Source organism: Bacillus altitudinis, assembly GCF_001191605.1.
Taxonomy (GTDB): Bacteria; Bacillota; Bacilli; order Bacillales; family Bacillaceae; genus Bacillus; species Bacillus altitudinis.
In genome coordinates this window covers 3,602,090-3,620,569 of the sequence record NZ_CP009108.1, presented here as the reverse complement: position 1 = coordinate 3,620,569, position 18,480 = coordinate 3,602,090, and the positions used below count along the sequence as shown (strand labels likewise).

The following is an 18,480-nucleotide window of genomic DNA, read 5'->3' as shown; positions in this document are numbered from 1 at the left end:
ATTCTATAAAATACTACTTAGATGACGGTTACGATAAGAACAGTGAAGAGGAGTAGTAGGAAAGCAGTATTTGTCTTTAGAGAATTGACGGCTGGTGAAAGTCAATCAAATCTGCTTCTGAACTCGCCTCAGAGTTGCAGTTGCGTTAAAGCTTCTGTCGCATGTCTGCGTTAAAGATATTAAGTGAGCGTATGAACAGTTCATGACGCTAACAAGGGTGGTACCGCGGGAACCAAAAAATCTCTCGTCCCTTTCCAGGGATGAGGGTTTTTTGTTGATTTTAGAAAAATCTGAATTCTTGCAGTGGTCATCTGAGCAGATAAAGCCGTACATATTAAAGGAGGTTTTCACATTGAGTTTTCAGCATCGGGAAATTGAAAAGAAGTGGCAGGATTATTGGCTGACACATAAAACATTCGCCACATCTGACTCGGAAGATAAACCAAAGTTTTATGCGCTAGATATGTTTCCTTATCCATCAGGAGCAGGGCTTCATGTAGGGCATCCTGAAGGATACACAGCAACGGATATTTTATCACGTATGAAACGTATGCAAGGATACGATGTTCTTCATCCAATGGGATGGGACGCATTTGGTCTTCCAGCGGAACAATATGCGCTGGATACAGGAAATGATCCAGCTGCATTTACAGAAGAGAACATTAATAATTTCCGCCGTCAAATTCAATCATTAGGCTTCTCGTATGATTGGGATCGAGAAATTAACACGACAGATCCGAATTATTATAAATGGACACAGTGGATTTTCTTGAAATTGTACGAAAAAGGATTGGCGTATATTGATGAAGTACCTGTAAACTGGTGCCCAGCACTCGGTACAGTCCTTGCAAATGAAGAAGTCATTGATGGGAAAAGTGAGCGCGGAGGACATCCTGTTGAAAGACGTCCAATGAAGCAATGGATGCTAAAAATTACAGCATATGCGGACAGGCTGTTAGAAGATTTAGAAGACATTGATTGGCCTGAAAGCATCAAAGATATGCAGCGCAACTGGATTGGACGTTCTGAAGGTGCACATGTTCACTTCGAAGTAGAAGGACATGACGAACAGTTTACGGTATTTACAACACGTCCTGATACACTATTTGGTGCAACATATGCCGTTCTTGCACCAGAGCATGCACTAGTTGAAAAAATTACAACAGCTGCTCAAAAAGAAGCAGTTGAAGCATATATCAAAGAAATTCAATCTAAGAGTGACTTAGAGCGGACAGATCTTGCTAAAACGAAAACGGGCATTTTCACAGGTGCTTATGCCATCAATCCATTGAATGGGGAAAAGATGCCGATTTGGATTGCAGATTATGTGTTAGCCACATATGGCACTGGAGCGATCATGGCAGTTCCTGCTCATGATGAGCGTGATTATGAATTCGCCAAAACATTCGATCTTCCAATCAAAGAGGTTGTTGAAGGCGGAGACATTGACAAAGAAGCCTACACAGGTGATGGAAAGCACATCAACTCTGATTTCTTAAACGGCTTAGGGAAAGAAGAAGCAATTGAAAAAGCGATTGCATGGCTAGAAGAACATCAAAAAGGTGAAAAGAAAGTCACTTATCGTTTAAGAGACTGGCTGTTCAGCCGTCAGCGTTACTGGGGAGAGCCAATTCCAATTATTCATTGGGAGGACGGAACATCTTCAGCTGTTTCAGAGGAAGAGCTTCCACTGATTTTGCCTAAGACGACTGAGATTAAGCCAAGCGGAACAGGTGAATCACCTTTAGCAAATATTAAAGACTGGGTTGAGGTTGTAGATCCTGTAACAGGTAAGAAAGGCCGCCGTGAAACGAATACAATGCCGCAATGGGCAGGCAGCTGCTGGTATTTCTTGCGTTATATTGATCCACATAACTCAGAAGAGCTTGCATCTCCTGAAAAGCTAAAGAAATGGCTTCCGGTTGATGTGTATATCGGCGGAGCAGAACATGCTGTACTGCATCTTCTATATGCGCGCTTCTGGCATAAGTTCTTGTATGATATCGGTGTTGTCCCAACAAAAGAACCTTTCATGAAATTGTTCAACCAAGGAATGATTCTTGGTGAAAATAATGAAAAAATGAGTAAATCAAAAGGGAATGTTGTCAATCCAGATGATATCGTAGAATCTCATGGTGCAGATACATTAAGACTGTATGAAATGTTCATGGGACCTTTAGATGCGTCGATTGCTTGGTCTGAAACAGGTCTTGATGGTGCTCGTCGTTTCCTAGATCGTGTATGGCGTCTGTTTACAAATGAAGATGGCTCCATCAGTGATAAAGTGACAGAGCAATCTGGCGGCGCATTAGAGCGCAGCTACCATGAAACCGTCATGAAGGTAACGGATCATTATGAAGGCTTACGTTTCAATACTGGGATTTCACAATTAATGGTGTTCATCAACGATGCATACAAGGCTGACACACTGCCGAAAGAATATGCAGAAGGATTTGTGAAACTTCTTTCTCCGATTGCACCGCATGTAGCGGAAGAGCTTTGGAATAAACTTGGTCATGAAGGGTCTATTTCTTATGAAGCATGGCCGCAATATGATGAGTCAAAACTTGTCGATGATGAAGTGGAAATTGTCGTACAGCTAAATGGAAAAGTGAAAGCAAAATTAACGGTTCCTGCTGATGCAACAAAAGAGCAGCTAGAAGAGCTTGCGAAAAATGATGCACGGATAAAAGAACAGCTTGAAGGGAAAACAATCCGTAAAGTGATTGCGGTTCCTGGAAAACTTGTCAATATTGTCGCGAACTAATGAACGCACCCATCGGTATCAGCCGATGGGTGTTGTTTATTTCCCGGGACATAATTTTGTCGAAAACAAGGTAATTCCTCCATCAATCTCGTATTTAACAAGTTGATCAAGAAAATGAGGAGTGACGTCAATGGAAAAGAAAAGCAAACGTGAACAACTGCTCAGTTTATTAGGGGAAATGCCGGAGCGCCATCGTGTAGAGGCGTATACGTTAAAGATTGAGGAACGTGAATCGTACTTAGTAGAAACACTCATTCTCTCTATTCATGGGGTGGAGGAAGTTCCGGCTTATTTTGTGAAGCCGAAAGATACAGTGAAAAAAAGGCCTGTTGTCTTGTTCCAGCATTCTCATGGTGGGAATTATGTGGATGGGAAAGAAGAGTTATTGAAGGGGGCTCATTATTTGCAAGCGCCTTCATACGCAAAAGAATTCACTTCAAAAGGCTACAGTGTGTTGGCGATTGATCATGCGGGATTTGGTGAAAGAAGGGGAAGAACAGAAAGTGAAATTTTCAAAGAAATGCTGTTAACAGGAAAAGTGATGTGGGGCATGATGCTGTATGAGAGCATGTGTGCAATTGATTATTTGCTGTCCCGCTCTGATGTGCTCCCAGAGCGTTTAGCTGTTTTTGGGATGTCAATGGGCGGCCTTCTTTCATGGTGGACGGCGGCACTTGATGAGAGGGTCAGTGTGTGTGTGGATCTTTGCGCACAGGTTGATCATCACACATTGATTGAAACAAATCATTTAGATAGACACGGTTTTTACTATTATGTACCGAGCTTAGCTAAGCACTTTACAGCAGCTGACATCCAAAAAATGATTTTCCCAAGACCGCATTTAAGCTTAGTTGGAAAGCAAGATCAGCTTACACCTGCTGAAGGTGTTGGACGAATTCAACAGACATTAAGTCAAGCCTATCAAGCTGCTTCCTTAAAGGAACGTTATCAGCTTATAGGTCTACATGCAGGTCATTTTGAAACGGCTGCTATGCGCCACGAGGCTACACGTTTTTTGAAAAAGTGGCTGTAATCAATAGACGGCATGGACATACTACTCCGATAGAAGATGAAGGAGGAAACAGATGAAAAAAATCACCATGATTGGCGGATGTGGTGTCATCGGACGTTTATTAACTAAAGAGCTCTCTTCGGAGTATGACGTGACCATCATTGATCAAACAAGGTGTGTAGAAGAAGTCATTTTTGCAAATGCTTCAAATGATGATGAGTTGTTTCAAGCCATTCCAAGAGATACAGATGTGATCATTCATCTTTTAAACATAGACATGACGCATGATGTGATGAATGAAAAGGAGTTTGCAAAAATGAATGAGGTGTTTTGGATAAGCGCGTATAATATGTTTCGTTCAGCGGCCAGGTTAAGCATTCCAAAAGTCATTTTTGCAAGCAGTAATCATGTGACAGATCGCTATGAAAAAGATGGTCACTCCTTACTAGAGCGAGAAATTACGACTGATGATGTACCAGCAACGAAAAATGTGTATGGCATTTTAAAATTTGCTTCCGAACAGCTTGGGCGTTTGTTTCACGATCAAACAGGTATGTCTGTCATCAATTTGAGAATTGGAACCGTCGTGACAGATGAGATGGAAGGATTGCAAACTAAAAAAAGAACGAAACGAACACTTCTTTCACATGAAGACCTTTTCGGCATGATCAAGGCTGCCATCGAAACGGACGTTCCATTCGGGACTTATTATGCTGTATCAGAAAACGAAGGAAAACCTTGGTCTTCTGAGAAAACGAAGCAGGAGTTAGGCTACAGGCCAGATGTCAATACGGCAGAAATTCTGAAAGAAAACGATCAGGCATAGGGCATAATCATGACATTAGCTCATGATCTTTTTCTTTTCATTGATGAGGCTAAAAGCACGAATGGCATGATCATCTCTGTGGTCTGTCATGATGATTATAGACGCTTTCTTTCCACGTTTGTTACATTTTAATCACGATATCGTCAAAGGCTGCAGCTTATGTTCAGATGAAATGATAACGCTTACAAAGAAAGGGCGTGATGAACATAGATCGTTCTATTAAAGGCCGATTGTTCAATGTATTTAATTACTCTTTTCTACTCATGTTCGCATTAATATGTGTGCTCCCGTTCATCCATGTCATTGCCGCCTCTTTTGCGACAGTAGAAGAGGTCATCTCAAAGAAGTTTATTTTGTTTCCAACGACGTTTTCTCTAGAGGCCTATCGCTATATCTTTTCTACAGATATTGTGTATCGCAGCCTGATTGTATCCATTCTTGTGACATTCGTTGGAACAGCGGTCAGCATGTTTTTATCCTCACTCATGGCGTATGGGCTGTCTCGTCAGGAGCTAAAGGGCCGAAGAACCCTCATGTTTCTCGTTGTCTTCACGATGCTGTTTAGCGGAGGGATGATTCCGACGTTTATCGTCGTGAAAACACTTGGGCTGCTTGATACTTACTGGTCACTCATTCTGCCAGTGGCCATCAATGCATTCAATTTGATCATTTTGAAAAACTTCTTTCAAAACATACCAGCAAGCCTTGAAGAATCAGCGAAGATGGACGGCTGTAACGATTTAGGGATCTTCTTTAAAATCGTGCTGCCACTTTCTTTGCCAGCTATTGCGACGATTTCACTTTTTTATGCCGTGACGTATTGGAATACGTACATGACAGCCATTTTATATTTAAACGATTCGGTGAAATGGCCAATTCAGGTCCTGTTAAGACAAATCGTCATTGTATCAAGCGGTATGCAGGGAGATATGTCAGATATGGGCTCATCCACACCGCCGCCAGACCAAACCATTAAGATGGCGGTCATCGTCGTGGCGACCATTCCCGTTCTGCTTGTCTATCCATTTATTCAAAAGCATTTCAACAAAGGGGCATTACTAGGTTCTGTAAAGGGTTAAAAAGATGGAATAACGGAGGGATCTTATGGGGAGAAAGAAATTATGGCTGATTGCCTTTGTTTTGTTATTTGCCGCAAGCGGTATTCTGTCAGCTTGTTCAAGTAAAGGGGCAAGTTCATCAGATGAAAAGGTTGATCTAGACAAAAAGGTGAAGCTGTCATGGATGGCGATTTTGTATCATCAGCAGCCGCCAAAAGATTCAGTGTTAGAAGAGATTGAGAAGCTTACAAATACAGAGCTTGATATTACGTGGGTGCCTGATGCGGTGAAAGAAGACCGTTTAAATTCAGCACTTGCCGCAGGGAACCTCCCGCAAATTGTGACGATTCAAGACATTAAGAATTCATCTGCTATCAATGCGTTCAGATCAGGCATGTTCTGGGAAATCGGTCCATACTTAAAGGATTATCCAAATTTAAGTAAGATGAACGAACTGATTAATAAAAATGCCTCTATCGATGGGAAGCTTTATGGCATTTATAGAGAGAGACCACTTTCAAGACAAGGGATTGTCATTCGAAAGGATTGGCTTGAAAATTTAAATTTGGATACACCAAAAACGCTAGATGACCTTTATGAGGTAGCCAAGGCATTTACTGAAAAAGATCCGAACAAAAATGGCAAGGACGATACAATTGGTTTTACAGACCGTAATGATTTGATTTACGGTGCATTTAAAACGCTCGGTTCTTATGAAGGAATGCCAACAGATTGGAAAGAAGAAAATGGCAAATTCACGCCAGACTTTATGACAGATGAGTATATGAATACAATGAAATATATGAAAAAGCTGCGTGACAATGGTTATATAAACAAAGACTTCCCAGTCACAAGCAAAACGCAGCAGCAAGAATTGTTTTCACAAGGAAAAGCGGGTATCTATGTTGGAAATATGGTAGATGCAGTGAACTTAAGAGATGATGCAACAGATAAGAACATGGAAGTGGATATTATCAACCGAATCAAAGGCCCAGATGGCAAAGAACGTGTATGGGCATCAGGCGGCCATAATGGCATCTTCGCTTTCCCTAAAACAAGCGTCAAATCAGAAGCAGAGTTAAAGAGAATTTTGGCTTTCTTTGACCGAATTGCAGAAGAAGACGTGTATGGTCTCATGACGTATGGGATTGATGGAAAGCATTATAACAAACAAGATGGAAATACATTTGTGAGGGAAGAAAGCCAAGTGAAAAGCTGGCAGACAGATGTACAGCCACTTGTCAGCCTCGTAGGGATTGATAAACGTTACTTGAAAAATAAAGGCGATGCAGTTCGTACAAAATATGAAGAGCTGGAAGAAGACAATAAAAACATCATTGTCGCTAACCCTGCTGAAAGCCTGTATTCAGAAACAGCATCAGAGCGAGGAAATGAATTGAAGAAAATCATCGATGATGCGACCTATAAGTTCATTCTTGGTGATATCAACGAAGAACAATTTAAGAAAGATGTAGAGAAGTGGAAATCAAATGGTGGAAATAAAATCATAGAAGAATATGAAGCTTCCTTTAAAAAATCAAAATGATGAACATGAAGACCCCCGCTTAGTAAAAAGCGGGGGTGTTTTCATTAAAAATCGAAGTTGTCTGGATCAGGACCAATTCGTTTATTTTCATTTAAGTCAGACAGGCGCTTCATATCCTCATCAGATAGGACAAAATCAAAAATATCGGCATTTTCTTTTAAACGATGGGCTTTCGTTGATTTAGGAATCGTAATGACGCCTTTTTGCACATCCCAGCGCAAAATAATTTGAGCAGGTGTTTTGCTGTATGTGCCCGCAAGCTCCGTGATCAGCGGGTGGTGCAGCAGCTCTCCCTGCATAAGTGGTGACCAGGCTTCCATTTGGATACCATGTGTTTTCAAATACGTAAACAGCGTTTCCTGCGTGAGTTTTGGATGAAACTCGACTTGATTAATTGCTGGAATGATGTCCGCATCTTTCAATAATTCGTCTAGATGATGCGGCTGAAAGTTACTCACACCGATGGCTCTGACTTTTCCTTCACGGTATAGCGTTTCAAGCGCGCGCCATGCTTCTTTGTATTTTCCTTCAACTGGCCAGTGAATTAAATACAGATCAAGGTAATCAAGTTGAAGTTTTTTCAGGCTGTCTTCATATGCTTTTAGTGTCGCTTCATATCCTAAATCGGCATTCCACACTTTGGATGTCACAAAGATGTCTTCGCGGCGAAGGCCTGTTTCTGCTAGACCAAGTTGTATGCCTCGTCCAACACCTTCTTCATTGCCGTAAATAGAAGCTGTATCAATACTGCGATATCCTAATTGAATGGCTGTTTTAACAGCTTCAATTAATTCCGTTCCCTCTTCAACCTGAAAGACCCCAAGACCAAATCCTGGCATGCGGACCCCGTTGTTTAATGTTTTTGTACTTTGTAAATTGTTCATATGAAAGACTCCTTTACATGGTTTGTTTGTATTCTTTTTGTTCGATTTGATGACTCACGATTGTGAGTAAGGCAGCCATGAGCACCATGATGCCGCCAACCCAGCCGGTATGCACAAGCCCAAGGGTATCTGTCACGATGCCGCCTAAAAATGAACCAATGGCGATACCTGCATTAAAGGCAGCGATATTCAGAGCGGAAGCAACGTCGACAGCTCCAGGTGTATACCTTTCTGCAAAATCAACGACGGCAACTTGAAGGCCGGGGACATTCATGAAAGCAAACAGTCCCATCAGCATCACAGTTCCAATCCCGACTGCCATAAATCCAGCAGTAAAGCTAAGGATAAACAAGATGAGACTTTGAATGATAAACATATAAATCAGTGCCTTCATTGGCTGTTTATTCGCTGCTTTTCCGCCAATGACATTCCCAGCGGCGATGGTCATTCCGTATAACAGCAGGATCAATGCAACTGTTCCAGGCGCAAGACCTGTCACATGCTGCAAGAGAGGGGATAAATAGGTGAAGACGACAAAAGTTCCTCCATACCCAGTAGCAGTAATGACAAATAAAAGCAACATTCTTTTCGACTTTAATAAGGCTGCTTGATCCTTAAACGTTGTTTTCACGCCCTGTTTCAATTGAGACGGAACAAGGAAATAGTTAGAAATCAGTGCGATTAGGCCAATCATAACAATCACACCAAATGACGTCCGCCAGCCGAGCTCATGACCAAGAAACGTACCGAATGGCACACCTGTCACAGTAGCGACTGTTAAACCAGTGAACATAAAGGCAATAGCGCTTGCCCGCTTTTCTTTCACCACAAGGCTTGCGGCAATGGTCGAGCCAATCGACATAAATACGCCATGTGATAGGGCTGAAATCACTCGTCCGATTAAGAGTACAGAAAAAGTCGGGGCAATCGTGGCGAGTGTATTTCCGATCAAAAAGACGAGCATAATGAGCAGAAGCAATGTCTTTTTTTTCATCGTTGACGTAAGTGAGGTTAGAATTGGTGCGCCAAAGGTAACACCGAGCGCATATAAAGAAACAGTCCAGCCGGCCTGACTGACACTCACGCCAAAGTCTTCTGAGATCATCGGCAGAAGACCTACAGAGATAAATTCAGTTGTACCTATAGCAAATGCACTAATCGCTAGTGCGAGAAGGGCAAAGTGATTTTGTTTGTTTTGCATCGTGATTCACATCCTTCTTTCATGACATTTTAATAGACGAAGCCGATCGGCAAGAGTTATTATCTAACATAGATGACAGAAAAAAAAGTACGTACTTTTTTGTAATATAGGTACTAAAAAGTGCCTGTTCAGCATCAAAAGGAGTGAAGAGACGTTGGAAAAGAAGAAATATAATATCTCTGTGGAAGCAACGCTTGAAGTGATCGGCGGGAAATGGAAGTGTGTCATCTTATGTCATTTAACACATGGGAAAAAGCGGACGAGTGAACTGAAGCGCCTCATGCCAAATATCACGCAAAAAATGCTCACACAGCAGCTGAGAGAGCTTGAAAATGATGGTGTGATTAACCGCATTGTATATGAACAAGTGCCGCCCAAAGTGGAATATGAATTAAGTGAATACGGACAGTCACTTGAGCGAATTTTGAATGCGTTATGTGATTGGGGGGCAGCCCATATTGAACGAGTGTATGGCGAGCCGCTTTCAGTGCTGGAAGACAGTATCCTAAATGAACAGTTTAAATAAAAAAGTCCCGCTTCTTGTGAGAGCGGGACTTTGCTTTATGTGCCTTTTTTCTGATCACGGTATTTTCCAGGCGTCGTGCCTTCCAGCTTTTTAAAGGAGCGGATGAAATTTTGCGGATTTTTGTATTTTAGCTTTTCCGAAATTTCTTTCACCGACATATCCGTCTCTACCAACCAGTTTTTGGCGACATGATGTCTGTAAGACGAGAGATATTCACTAAAGGAGATATCCATTTCTTTTCTAAAAATACTACTTAAATAATTTGGATTGTAGTGCAGGCGTGTAGCGATTTCGTCCAATGTCAGATCTGAGTCAAATTCTTGATGAATGATATGAATGATTTTCTCTGAGATATTTTTATATTGAGAGTCTTCACGCGCGCCGAGCTGATCAATGATGGGTCGAATGATCTCATGTTTCAGCCACGCTTCTGTATCTTCAAACGTTTTAAACTCAAAGATCGTATCATAGAGCATTTTATTATCTTCGACTTCAAACAATTCAATGCCTAGCAAATGCATCAGCTCGATGAGATTGTTTAAAAAACGAGCGAGAGCAATCTGGTACTCATGTGGTCCAGCATTTTTAGAAAAAATGGATTGCAGAAGCACATGTAAATAGTGATCTGCCTTGCCTTGATCGCCTGCTTTAATGGCATCAAATAAATCATGTTGCAGCTGTTTTGGGAAGTGAGTTTTAAACGTCTTTCCTTGCTGAATGTGTTCGTATAAAAGAATGGATTTTTTCTCTGCTTTGAGCCTGTATTTTAAGGCTTCTTTTCCCTCAATATAAGCATGTTTGGCCATAGAGAGCTCTTTAAATGAGCGACTGATCCCAATGCTGATCGACAAGCCCAGCTCTTCCTCAATTCGCTGCTGAATTGTTTCGGCTAATTGATTTAAATATTCAGTAAATTCCTCTTCTGACTTCGATTGATTGAGGACAATCGTCGTTTGATGCTGATTGACAACGGTTGGCTGAAGATGCTCCTCTAGCGGAATAATCTGCTCAATCAGTCCATTTATCGCAAATAAAAGCAAGTCTGCATCCTTTTTTTCATACGGCGTTCCTTTTAGTGTATCGATTTGGGTCACAAGCATGGACAAATGGGACCAGTCACGAGGAAAGCCTAGACTTTGAAATCGGTTGTGAATCTCTTCTTCCGTCAGCTTGCCAAGCAGCAGCCGCACCATAAAGTATTGCTGTAAGTGTGTCACTTGCTGTTCAATTCGTTCCTCTAGATCATTGTTTTGATCTTTCATTTGTTTAATGCTCGATTCGATGAGCTCAAATTCATTTTGGAAAGGCTGTTTATGCAAAAACGACTCATTACGTGCAAAGGATTCGTATAATAAGCGAATCGGTTTATAAAAGTGTCTAGAGCCAAACCATGAAAATAATAATGAAAGCGCTAACAAAATAAAGCAAATAATAAAGGTGATCCACCCGATTGATTTCGTTTGTTGCTTTAGTTCGGGAATGGAGACAAAGGATAAGTATGTCCATTCGTTATAATCTGATTTTTGAAACGTAACTTGATAGTTTAGTTCATCGATTTTCATATCAAATTGTCCGGATCGTTCTTCAAGTGACAGGACATGTTTGACGAAATCTTGATTTTTTAACGAGTCACCAATTTGTTCTTTTCGATTATGTAGCAGCACTTTTCCGTTTGTATCAATGACAAACATACTATCAGATTGTGAGAAGTCAGGCATGTTGTCAGCAATCACGCAGCTTGGAATGCTGGCGACGGCGATCCCCTTCTTTTGGACACTATTCATCGGAAGCTGCTTGATTAAATTCACATTGTATTTGCAAAAGGATGTCTTTCCTTCTTTTGTTGAGACAAGTGGATTATTTTCTTCAAGTGCCCAGCTGGAATGACTCGGAATATTGAGGTAAGAGGTTAACGCTTTCTCTTGATCCCCGTTTGAGACATGATAAAGACCAGAATTGTTCATATACCAATCTTCCATTTTACTAACAAGTGTAATATTGGAGAGATCGGTGTCGAAGGTTTGCAGGTAATTCAGTTCTTGTTGGACTTGATTATAAAGTTGGAATTGATCTGGATTTAAAGGTTCTGCCAGTGTTTGAAGGAGAGGCGGCGAACTGACATAGTGAGTGAGAGAATGATCTACTGTCTTTAGAATATGCTCAATATTGGATTGCGTTTGTTTGACGCTGTCCAGCTTTTCATTTGAAATATTTTCGAGTGCAGTTTTTTGCGAATGCTGATAAGAAAAAATACCGACAATAATAACAGGAATCGTACTAAGCACGAAAAAAAACGTCACCAGCTTGTAATAAAATTTATACTGCTTTCTTTTCATAAAACCCCCCATTTCAAACGAAACAATCTTTTCCCCTTAGTTTATTAATCCAAAAATCTGGTAGGTTTGTCAATAATCATTTTCTGAGATTAGGATCATTTTCTTATGTTTTATGTAACGTTTTGAGTAGCTTCCCCTGAGTAAATATGATCTGATGATATGATTGTAGACGGATTTTTCATCCTTAAGATACAGTTAACACATGCATCAGCATGAGGGGAGGCTTTATCTGTGAAAACACAGGATGTCACTGCCAAGGGTGTGCCTGCGGCAGCTTTGAAAAAAGAAAAGAGAAAGCGCTTACTTAACCAATTACTTAGTCAAAAATTTCTGTATTTAATGATTTTGCCAGGGCTCCTTTATTTTCTTGTCTTTAAATATGTACCTATGTGGGGGCTGATCATTGCCTTTCAAGATTACCAGCCATTTCTCGGAATTCTTGGCAGTGAGTGGGTTGGCTTCAAACACTTTATTCGCTTATTTACAGAACCAACATTTTTCATCTTATTAAAAAATACGCTCATTTTATTTGCCATGAATGTCGTGATTTTCTTTCCGATTCCGATCTTATTAGCTCTTCTTTTAAACGAGGTCAGATTGGCACTGTTTAAGAAATTTGTTCAGACGATGATTTATATTCCTCACTTCATGTCATGGGTGATTGTCGTGTCCTTATCTTTTGTTTTGTTAACGGTAGATGGCGGGTTAATCAATGAATTGATTGCTTTCTTTGGAGGAGAAAAGATTAACTTCCTTCTTAGCCAAGAATGGTTTAGACCCATGTACATTTTGCAGGTAATCTGGAGAGAAGCGGGTTGGTCAACCATTATTTATCTTGCAGCGATTACAGCAGTAGATCCGCAGCTATATGAAGCAGCAAAAATGGATGGAGCCGGCAGACTTAGACAAATGTGGCACATCACCCTTCCTGCGATTAAAAGTGTCATTGTTGTACTGCTCATTTTAAAAATCGGTGATACGTTAGAGCTTGGATTTGAACATGTCTATTTATTACTCAATGCGACCAACAGGGAAGTCGCAGAGATTTTTGATACGTATGTGTATACAGCTGGTCTGAAGCAAGGACAATTCAGCTATAGTACCGCTGTTGGTTTATTTAAAGCAGCCGTTGGACTTATTTTGGTCATGATGGCAAACCGTTTAGCGAAGAAGTTTGGAGAAGAAGGGATTTATTAAAAGGGGAGATGAAGACCAATGACATTATCGATTGAAAAGGGATCACCGCTTGAGCATGCAGAGAAATTAGCACAAACAATAATGAAAGCGTATACACCGATTGAACTTCCGCCAGCTGGAAGGTGGCACTATCATCAAGGGGTTTTCCTTTGCGGAGTGATGAAGCTTTACGAAGCAACAGAAAACGAGGCGTACTTTGATTATGTGAAAAATTATGCAGACTCACTCATTGATGACCATGGGAATCTGTTATTCCGCAGAGACGAGCTTGATGCCATTCAAGCAGGGCTCATTTTATTCCCGCTAATTGAAAGAACGGGAGAGAAGCGGTATGGGAAGGCAGCAGAAAAGCTTCGTGGGCTTTATCGGACGCTGAATCGCACGTCTGAGGGCGGTTTCTGGCATAAAGACAATTATGCCTATCAAATGTGGCTAGATGGTCTTTATATGGGTGGGCCTTTTGCTTTAAAGTATGCCCAGTTGACAGGAGAATCGGAGCTGGTGGACATGGTCATCCATCAAGAGCATCTCATGAGAAAGCATACCAAAGATGAAAAAACGGGCCTTTACTATCATGCATGGGATGAACGGAAAGTGATGCCATGGGCTGATCAACAGACGGGTTGTTCCCCAGAATTTTGGGCAAGATCCTTTGGCTGGTATGTCCTTGCGTTAGCCGATATGATCGAAGATTTACCAGAAGGACATGAAGGACGAAAAGTGTGGAAGGACACACTGACAGATATGCTGGAAAGTGTGGCAAAATATCAGGACGACGAGACGGGTCTATGGCATCAAATCATTGATAAAGGAAGTCATAGCGACAATTGGCTTGAAAGCTCAGGGTCATGTCTATTCATATATGCAATGGCAAAAGCCATGAATGAAGGATATGTCAGTCTTCGATATGTTGATCACGTGGTCAAAGCGTATCAAGGATTGATTCAGTATAAAACGGAGGAAAAAGACAACGGCGATTTTACGGTGAACGATATTTGTATTGGAACATCTGCGGGATTTTATGACTATTACGTTGGCAGAGAGCGGAGCACGAATGATTTGCATGGAGCAGGCGCTTTTATTATGGCGTTAACTGAACTAGAAAAGCTGTCTGTGTTTCAAAAGGTATGAGGCGGTATCAAAGGGCTGCGGCATGGCTCCTCAGCTTCATCGCTGCCTTTTATTTGTCCGCCTGTCAGGGGAAAACAGAGGGGATTGATGTCCTTATTTTTTCTGACATGTCAAAAGCAATGAAAGACCAATTAGTGGAGAAAGCTTTTCAACCAAATCAGGAGACATACGACGTTCACATCTTCCCTGCAATTCCTGAAAAACTTCTTGTTGAAATTACTGCAAAAGAGGGGGACGTGATGTTTGTCCCGGAAGAAATGTTTAGAACATATGATGATTCTGAAAGCTTTCAGCTGCTTGAAGAGATGCGGGTAGATGGCGAAGGGGCAGGACCATATACGGTGGAAGATGCAAAGACGGGAAATACAGTCGATTATGCGGTCCAAATCAAGAAAGGAACAAAGCAGCTAAATGGCTATACCTTTCGATTACACCGAGATATGGTCGCCTTCATTCCTGTGTATGCGGAGAAATCTAAAGAGGCACTATCTCTCATGAAGCAGCTTCGTGAAAACCAATAGAAAAAGGGGTGGGGGAATGTGAAAAGGGTCGCTGTTTGCGGGCTCAGTCACCGTGCCTTCAATATGTTTATCAAACCGCTCACCGAGGATTTCAACGAGCATTACAGGATTACAGGGCTCTTAGATGTAGATGAGAAGCGGTATACACTTTGTCAGGAGCGTTTTCCATCACTAAGGGGCGTCTCATTTTTTCATGAGGATGCATTTGGTCAGATGGTGAAGGAAGCAAGACCAGATATCGTCATTGTGGCGGGGCGAGATGATACACATGTCACATATATCCTGCAGGCACTGGATCATGATCTGGATGTCATAACGGAAAAGCCGATGGTCACAACAGCAAAAGACGCCAAAGAGGTGATGGAAAAAGAGGCAGAAAGCAAAGGGAAGGTCACCGTCACCTTTAATTATCGCTACAATCCATTCCACCGAAAGATAAAAGAGCTTATTTTAGATGGAAAGATTGGCAGGGTCACGTCTGTTGAGTTAAGCTGGCTCATTGATACGTATCACGGAGCCAGTTATTTTAAAAGGTGGAACCGCTCGCGTCAATATTCAGGTGGTCTGTCTATTCATAAATCGACCCATCACTTTGACTTGGTCAACTGGTGGATTGATCAAAAGCCGAAGCAAGTATTTGCCTATGGCGCACTGAATTATTATGGGGATGAAAGTCCTTGGAATCCTTTGCAGGGTGAAGAGAATCGATATTGTGGAACGTGTCATGTAAGAGATACCTGTCATTATGAAGCAAGGTGGAATCCGCGGGTAGAGCGCACAAAGGTGGAGGATGACCATATTGAATCAGGTGAGCAGCAGTCAAAGCAATACTCAAATTATCGCCCGGATGCCTGTATTTTTGATCAAGAAATTGATATTGAGGATACATACGTGGCGTCAGTGGCTTATGATCAGGGGGCTTTGTTAAGTTACTCGATTCAATTTTCAGCGCCATATGAAGGCTACCGGCTTGCAATTAACGGGACGAAGGGACGGATTGAAACAAATGAGTTTCATGTGCCATCGAGAATCCCATTTCAATTCCCTGAACAGACAATTGCATACTACCCGATGTTTGGTGGAAAAGAAACGATTGAAGTTGTGAAGCAATCAGGTGGTCATGGAGGCGGAGATCCGCTATTATTAGCAGATTTATTTTTAGGAAAAGATCCGCTCATTCCTTATGACATTTCGGCAGGAGCAGAGGCGGGTGCTTATTCCATTGCGCTTGGCGAAGGCATGTGGCGCTCAGTTGCAGAAAAACGCCCGATTGAAATAGAAGAATTGTTTCAAAAAGAGACGGTGTAACGAGAAAGAGAGGAGGGACGAGAGATGGATCATGATGGATCAATGAGCAGAATGCTGCGCATGTGTGAGTGGGTGATGAGACTTGCCTATACGAATTTGTTATGGCTTTTGTTCACTTTACTTGGGCTTGGAATCTTTGGCTTCATGCCTGCAACAACAGCGTTATTTTCTGTGATGAGAAAGTGGATACAAGGGCATGAGCAAGTCAGCGTCTTTCAAACCTTTTGGAAAGTATACCGCGAAGAATTTGTACGCTCTAATGTCATTGGAGTGGTGCTGGTCATCATCGGGACAATTATTTATGTAGACCTTGCTTATATTTATCCAACGAGCTGGTTTTTACACGTGCTTCGCTTTGCGATCTATATCTTTGGTTTCCTGTTTATTGTCAGCTTGTTTTATATCTTTCCGCTGCTGGCTCATTATGATTGGAAAAAGCGTCTTTATTTGAAATTTTCCCTTCTGCTTGGCATCTCGTATTTGCAATATACGCTCTCTATGCTCGTTTTCTCGGCGGTTCTCTTTATCCTATTTGCTTATTTGCCAGGGATCGTGCCGTTTTTTAGCATCAGCATTCTCGCATATGGCCACATGTGGCTAGCCTATCAAGTGTTTAAAAAGATAGAGTTTGAAAGCGAACAGCCGGCAGTTGATGTGAAGAAACGATTCCCGTCTTTCCTTCAATCCAAGCGGGTGAATACGCAGTGACGTGTATGATTTGCTATAATGGTGTCACCGTGATTAAAAGGAGAGATGAGAGTCGTGTCTGTAAAAGAAATTTCAATAGAAGAATTAAAGCAAAAGCTAGAGCAAGAAGAAGCCATTCAGCTCGTCGATGTGCGTGAGGATGAAGAGGTAGCAGAAGGCATGATTCCAGAGGCAGTCCATATTCGAATGGGCGATATTCCTGAGAAGCTGGATGCGTTTGATAAGACGCAAGAGTATTATATTATTTGCCGTTCTGGTAAACGCAGTGAGAATGTCTGCTATTTCTTAGAAGACCAAGGCTATCAAGCAACCAATGTCGTTGGCGGCATGCTTGCATGGACAGGAGAAACAAAACCGAAGCTGTAAAAAGAAGTCCTTTCATCGACAAGATGGAAGGCTTTTTTTTGTTCATATGTCCGTCTCTATTTGCATAAAAATAGAGTAGCAAGAGAAGGGAGAGTGGCATATGTGCTGAAGGTAGCTGTATTTGATGAAGAACACGAGAAAGATCTGCAAAGCGAAATCAATCTTTTTTTAAAAGGAATGGACGACGACCAAATTATTGACATCAAATACAATGTGGCGGTGATCTGTGAGCAAGGAGGAGAGCAGCTCTACTGTTTTTCAGCGCTCATTTTATATAAAAAATAAAAGGACCTGCTGAAGGGTCCTTTCAGCGTGTAGACAAACCCTCGCATTCGCCCGCAGTCCTGCGTGCTGGTGCTCACGAATGTGAAATTCGCTCCGCGCCAGTACTCGTCCTTCCTAGTCTGCAAAGGTTTTCTATCACGCTGAAAAGAAAAAGGGCTAAAATAAAGGTCCTTTTGCCATGATCAACTAGCGTCAATATGTAAACGATGCTTTTTGCAGTGAACGCATTGAAAGAGGTAGCCTTGCAAGTCTCCTCCGTTCACGAGCCATTGTTTCAAGTTCTCTTTTGTGAAATGTCCACCACTGCAAATCTCTTCAATATCCTCTGAGAGTTCTTCCTCTAAATGCTCAATTTCTTTCCAACCAACATACTGCACAATCGCACAAAAATCCCCGCAATGGCTTAACCAATATTCCTGCTGCCATCCGCGGTAACCCGGCGTTCTGTAGATCAGTTCATCTATATATTCCTCATGATCGACGTCATCACAACTCACATCGTCTTGAAACATTCCATTATATGTTTGAGCAGCTGATCCATCTTTAATGCACCAAGGACAAATGCCAGAAACGTCTTCAACAGAATAAAAGGGACCATGATATACATAATCTCGTTCTTTCTCACAAACGGGGCATATCGTCTGCTCTTTTTTAATCACATGTAATGAAACTGGGTCTGGGTTGTACTTGAACGTAGGTAACGTCATATAAACCTCCATTATGTAGAAAAGTGATGATTCAACACTATTTTATCGGAATACGCGATGTCATGACAATCTTCAATTATTTCAACGAGAAAAAAAGCCGT

General features: G+C 41.6%; 17 protein-coding genes and 1 other annotated feature. Of the genes, 13 read left to right on the top strand and 4 right to left on the bottom strand.

Annotated elements, in window-relative coordinates:
• Positions 1–33: 33 nt before the first annotated feature.
• Positions 34–255: a binding site (T-box leader), on the top strand.
• A gap of 97 nt (positions 256–352) precedes the next feature.
• From leuS to ID12_RS18220, 5 genes are all read left to right on the top strand, one after another.
• Entirely contained in the window at positions 353–2,767 is a 2,415-nt protein-coding gene (leuS, locus tag ID12_RS18240) for a leucine--tRNA ligase (protein ID WP_050827595.1), read from the top strand.
• Positions 2,768–2,897: 130 nt separating this feature from the next.
• A complete protein-coding gene (locus ID12_RS18235) occupies positions 2,898–3,800 on the top strand; it encodes a dienelactone hydrolase family protein (protein ID WP_050827593.1) in 903 nt (300 codons plus the stop codon).
• A 52-nt stretch (positions 3,801–3,852) separates the two neighbouring features.
• Positions 3,853–4,605: an NAD-dependent epimerase/dehydratase family protein gene (locus ID12_RS18230; RefSeq protein WP_050827591.1), complete on the top strand. Its 753-nt coding sequence runs from the start codon at positions 3,853–3,855 to the stop codon at positions 4,603–4,605.
• A 218-nt stretch (positions 4,606–4,823) separates the two neighbouring features.
• Positions 4,824–5,684, top strand: a complete 861-nt coding sequence (locus ID12_RS18225) for a carbohydrate ABC transporter permease (protein WP_113767071.1) — start codon at positions 4,824–4,826, stop codon at positions 5,682–5,684.
• Positions 5,685–5,709: 25 nt separating this feature from the next.
• A complete protein-coding gene (locus ID12_RS18220; protein WP_007501870.1) occupies positions 5,710–7,209 on the top strand; it encodes an extracellular solute-binding protein in 1,500 nt (499 codons plus the stop codon).
• 44 nt (positions 7,210–7,253) lie between these two features.
• Here the strand turns inward: ID12_RS18220 and ID12_RS18215 are convergent, their stop codons facing one another.
• Positions 7,254–8,093 (bottom strand): aldo/keto reductase, encoded by an 840-nt coding sequence (locus tag ID12_RS18215; protein ID WP_050827590.1) that lies wholly within the window; start codon positions 8,091–8,093, stop codon positions 7,254–7,256.
• Between the two features lie 13 nt (positions 8,094–8,106).
• Complete coding sequence (locus ID12_RS18210) at positions 8,107–9,294, bottom strand: MFS transporter (RefSeq protein WP_050827584.1); 1,188 nt, start codon at positions 9,292–9,294, stop codon at positions 8,107–8,109.
• Positions 9,295–9,448: 154 nt separating this feature from the next.
• Here ID12_RS18210 and ID12_RS18205 point away from each other — a divergent pair, with 154 nt between their 5' ends.
• Positions 9,449–9,820 carry a winged helix-turn-helix transcriptional regulator gene (locus tag ID12_RS18205; protein WP_008343017.1) on the top strand — a complete coding sequence of 124 codons (372 nt, stop codon included), beginning with the start codon at positions 9,449–9,451 and terminating at the stop codon, positions 9,818–9,820.
• Positions 9,821–9,855: 35 nt separating this feature from the next.
• Here ID12_RS18205 and ID12_RS18200 read toward each other — a convergent pair whose 3' ends face one another.
• Positions 9,856–12,156: a helix-turn-helix domain-containing protein gene (locus ID12_RS18200; protein WP_008343018.1), complete on the bottom strand. Its 2,301-nt coding sequence runs from the start codon at positions 12,154–12,156 to the stop codon at positions 9,856–9,858.
• A gap of 231 nt (positions 12,157–12,387) precedes the next feature.
• On the opposite strand from ID12_RS18200, the gene ID12_RS18195 reads away from it, so the two are divergent.
• From ID12_RS18195 to ID12_RS18165, 7 genes are all read left to right on the top strand, one after another.
• Entirely contained in the window at positions 12,388–13,353 is a 966-nt protein-coding gene (locus ID12_RS18195; protein ID WP_008343019.1) for an ABC transporter permease, read from the top strand.
• Positions 13,354–13,371: 18 nt separating this feature from the next.
• Positions 13,372–14,484 carry a glycoside hydrolase family 88/105 protein gene (locus ID12_RS18190; RefSeq protein WP_050827582.1) on the top strand — a complete coding sequence of 371 codons (1,113 nt, stop codon included), beginning with the start codon at positions 13,372–13,374 and terminating at the stop codon, positions 14,482–14,484.
• On the top strand, positions 14,481–15,005 hold the full coding sequence (locus tag ID12_RS18185; protein WP_050827581.1) for a hypothetical protein: 525 nt from the start codon (positions 14,481–14,483) through the stop codon (positions 15,003–15,005). The genes ID12_RS18190 and ID12_RS18185 overlap by 4 nt, the downstream gene beginning before the upstream one ends.
• An 18-nt stretch (positions 15,006–15,023) precedes the next feature.
• Positions 15,024–16,313, top strand: a complete 1,290-nt coding sequence (locus ID12_RS18180) for a Gfo/Idh/MocA family protein (RefSeq protein WP_050827579.1) — start codon at positions 15,024–15,026, stop codon at positions 16,311–16,313.
• Between the two features lie 24 nt (positions 16,314–16,337).
• Positions 16,338–17,021, top strand: a complete 684-nt coding sequence (locus tag ID12_RS18175; RefSeq protein WP_007501858.1) for a YesL family protein — start codon at positions 16,338–16,340, stop codon at positions 17,019–17,021.
• A gap of 54 nt (positions 17,022–17,075) precedes the next feature.
• A complete protein-coding gene (locus ID12_RS18170; RefSeq protein WP_017358336.1) occupies positions 17,076–17,387 on the top strand; it encodes a rhodanese-like domain-containing protein in 312 nt (103 codons plus the stop codon).
• A gap of 102 nt (positions 17,388–17,489) precedes the next feature.
• Positions 17,490–17,672 carry a sporulation protein Cse60 gene (locus tag ID12_RS18165; RefSeq protein ID WP_003217582.1) on the top strand — a complete coding sequence of 61 codons (183 nt, stop codon included), beginning with the start codon at positions 17,490–17,492 and terminating at the stop codon, positions 17,670–17,672.
• Between the two features lie 182 nt (positions 17,673–17,854).
• On the opposite strand, the gene ID12_RS18160 is transcribed toward ID12_RS18165, so the two are convergent.
• The gene (locus tag ID12_RS18160; protein ID WP_017358334.1) at positions 17,855–18,379 is read right to left on the bottom strand and encodes a CbrC family protein; all 525 of its coding nucleotides are present in this window, start codon (positions 18,377–18,379) and stop codon (positions 17,855–17,857) included.
• Between the last annotated feature and the right edge of the window lie 101 nt (positions 18,380–18,480).

Coding starts and splice junctions, on each gene's coding strand:
- ID12_RS18235 (WP_050827593.1), top strand. CDS start 2,898: ATGGAAAAGAAAAGCAAACGTGAACAACTGCTCAGTTTATTAGGGGAA.
- ID12_RS18230 (WP_050827591.1), top strand. CDS start 3,853: ATGAAAAAAATCACCATGATTGGCGGATGTGGTGTCATCGGACGTTTA.
- ID12_RS18220 (WP_007501870.1), top strand. CDS start 5,710: ATGGGGAGAAAGAAATTATGGCTGATTGCCTTTGTTTTGTTATTTGCC.
- ID12_RS18215 (WP_050827590.1), bottom strand. CDS start 8,093: ATGAACAATTTACAAAGTACAAAAACATTAAACAACGGGGTCCGCATG.
- ID12_RS18210 (WP_050827584.1), bottom strand. CDS start 9,294: ATGCAAAACAAACAAAATCACTTTGCCCTTCTCGCACTAGCGATTAGT.
- ID12_RS18200 (WP_008343018.1), bottom strand. CDS start 12,156: ATGAAAAGAAAGCAGTATAAATTTTATTACAAGCTGGTGACGTTTTTT.
- ID12_RS18190 (WP_050827582.1), top strand. CDS start 13,372: ATGACATTATCGATTGAAAAGGGATCACCGCTTGAGCATGCAGAGAAA.
- ID12_RS18185 (WP_050827581.1), top strand. CDS start 14,481: ATGAGGCGGTATCAAAGGGCTGCGGCATGGCTCCTCAGCTTCATCGCT.
- ID12_RS18175 (WP_007501858.1), top strand. CDS start 16,338: ATGGATCATGATGGATCAATGAGCAGAATGCTGCGCATGTGTGAGTGG.
- ID12_RS18160 (WP_017358334.1), bottom strand. CDS start 18,379: ATGACGTTACCTACGTTCAAGTACAACCCAGACCCAGTTTCATTACAT.